Here is a 2372-nt window from a genome sequence, read left to right as displayed (position 1 = left end):
ATGCCCGCCATCCGCTGGAGCTGGACGTGCTGATCGTGGACGAGGCCTCCATGGTCCACCTGGAGATGATGGCCGCGGTGCTGGCCGCGCTGCCGCCCGGCGCCCGGCTGGTGCTGCTGGGCGACAAGGACCAGCTGGCGTCGGTCGAGGCCGGGGCGGTGCTGGGCGACCTGTGCCGCGATGCGGTGGCCGGCCGTTACGACGCGGCCACCCGCGCCCACCTGGCCGTCAGCGCCGGCGTGCAACTTCCCACCGAGTACGCCGACGATGCCGGCCCGCGTCTGGCCCAGCACACCGTGATGCTGCGGGAGAGCCGGCGCTTCGGCGGCGCCATCGGCCAGTTGGCACAGGCCGTCAACGCCGGGGACCGGGCGGCCGTGCAGGCCTTGCTGACCACGCACCCCCGGGCCGAGGACCCGGCGATCCGCACCCTGCAGGGCGGGCAGCCCGAGGCGCTGCTGTCACTGGCCTGTGCCGGCCGTGATGGCGCACCGGGGGGCTATGGCGCCTATGTGGCCCTGTTGAAGGATCGGCCCGCCCCCGGTGAGGGCGAGCCGGCGCAGCGGGCGCATGAAGACTGGGTGCGGCAGGTGCTCATGACCTTCGACCGCTTTCGCCTGCTGTGCGCCGTGCGCGACGGGGCCTGGGGCACCGAGGCCCTGAACCGTGCCGTGCCCCAGGCCCTGGCCCGCCTGGGCCTGCGGCCTCAGGGCGAGTGGTACGTGGGCCGACCGGTGATGGTCACCCGCAACGACCCGGCCCTGGGCGTGTTCAACGGCGACATCGGCATGGTGCTGCCAGGGGCGCGCAGCGAGGCGCTGCGGGCCTGGTTCCTGGACGGGCAGACGCTGCGCTCGGTGGGCGTGGGCCGCCTGGCCCATGTCGAGACGGCGTTCGCCATGACGGTGCACAAGAGCCAGGGGTCGGAGTTTTGGCACACCGTTCTGGTGCTGCCCGAGCAGGCCGGCTCGCTGCTGAGCCGCGAGCTGGTCTACACCGGCATCACCCGGGCCCGTGAGGCCCTCACTCTGGTGACGGCCCGCGCCGGAGCCCTGGAGGAGGCGGTGCAGCAGCCGACCCGGCGGGTCAGTGGTCTGCTTCGGATGCTGGACCCGGGCGCAGTTCGTCCAGGCGATAGCCTTCCTTGAGCAGGGCGCTGCGCAGCCAGTCGGGGTGAGGGCCGTCACCGTCCCAGGTGTCACCGGTGACGGGATGGCGGTACTTGACCGCGCGGGGGGCGGCGGTGGGCGGGGGCAGGTCCGGGGTCTCCCCCTCCAGATCGGCCACCGTGATGCCCCAGTACTCCATCAGGGCCTCAATGCGCGCGATGACAGCGGCCCGCTCGCGGCGGGACAGGGGCTGCGAAAGCGCGTCTGCCGTCGGCAGATCAGCGGCCGGATCGGTCAGGTGGCTGGGCAGAGGCGACTCGTCGTCGTGCATGGGGGCTCGGATTCACCCACAAAAAAGGCGCACCGCCGGGAAAGCGGTGCGCCGCAGAGGCGAAATCAGGCTTTGTTGGCAGCCAGCATGGCTTCGAGCTCTTTGCACGAAGGCGCACACACGGCTTGGGATTTGCCGAGCAGCTTGCGGGACTTCAGCTGGGCTCGGGGGCGATGCTTGCCACACAGGAAACACGACATCGTGGCGGCGCCGAAGGCACCTGTCGCGGAGAAGGGAGAACCCGCCACTTTCGAGCGGTAACGCAGACCACCGGCGTCGATGGCGGTCTTGGGATCGTCCTTGGCCAGAATACGCTCCTCAAACGAAAAAGTTCAACAACCGGTTTTGCAGACAAACCGCCTTGTGGGAGGCCGTGTCTGCTTCGATAACCTCTTATTATCGCGCAGCTGCACAAATCGGGCCAGCTTTTCTGCCCGGTGAATACCCGCGAACTGGGGATGGTGTGCCCGATTCGGGCGGCGCCTTGACCTGAAGCAGGGCCACGGGTGTTCCGCGCCGGAACACCCTCGCATCCGGGCTTCTCCCAGGCTTCCGGCCCGCGGCGGTGCTGCCTAAGCTGGGCGGCATCTTCTTCAACGCCGCCGAGCCCGCAGCCATGAGCGACAACGCCGCCACGCAGGCCTTTCTCCAGGCCCGCCAGTTTCTGCAAGACCACCGAGAGGACTACGCCACCGCCTATGCCGGCTTCCAATGGCCGACGCTGGACCGCTTCAACTGGGCCCTGGATTATTTCGATGTGATGGCCCGGGGCAATGACGCGCCGGCCCTGTGGATCGTCGAGGAGGACGGGCGCGAGGAAAAGCTGAGTTTTGCCCAAATGTCGCAGCGCTCCAGCCAGGCGGCCAACTGGCTGCGGGCCCAAGGTGTGCGACGCGGCGACCGCGTGCTGCTGATGCTGGCCAAAGACCGCC

4 protein-coding genes are annotated in these 2372 nt (G+C 69.5%); 2 read left to right on the top strand and 2 right to left on the bottom strand.

The genetic code is table 11. The features are described from left to right. A partial coding sequence (gene recD / locus I73_RS28185) for an exodeoxyribonuclease V subunit alpha (RefSeq protein ID WP_022981390.1) occupies positions 1–1148 on the top strand: 1148 nt, incomplete at its 5' end. Here the strand turns inward: recD and I73_RS31755 are convergent. Further along, on the bottom strand, positions 1087–1440 hold the full coding sequence (locus tag I73_RS31755) for an H-NS family nucleoid-associated regulatory protein (RefSeq protein ID WP_022981389.1): 354 nt from the start codon (positions 1438–1440) through the stop codon (positions 1087–1089). The two genes, recD and I73_RS31755, sit on opposite strands and share 62 nt — an antisense overlap. A 65-nt stretch (positions 1441–1505) precedes the next feature. Further along, positions 1506–1748, bottom strand: a complete 243-nt coding sequence (locus I73_RS34050; RefSeq protein WP_083876776.1) for a hypothetical protein — start codon at positions 1746–1748, stop codon at positions 1506–1508. Between the two features lie 308 nt (positions 1749–2056). Between I73_RS34050 and I73_RS28180 the strand changes: the two genes are divergently transcribed. Next, a partial coding sequence (locus I73_RS28180) for an AMP-binding protein (RefSeq protein ID WP_148289807.1) occupies positions 2057–2372 on the top strand: 316 nt, incomplete at its 3' end.

The organism is Ideonella sp. B508-1 (assembly GCF_000333615.1).
GTDB lineage: Bacteria > Pseudomonadota > Gammaproteobacteria > Burkholderiales > Burkholderiaceae_C > Ideonella.
Note: the sequence above shows the minus strand (reverse complement) of the source record. Positions and strands in the feature narration are given on the sequence as shown.

Coding starts and splice junctions, on each gene's coding strand:
- I73_RS31755 (WP_022981389.1), bottom strand. CDS start 1,440: ATGCACGACGACGAGTCGCCTCTGCCCAGCCACCTGACCGATCCGGCC.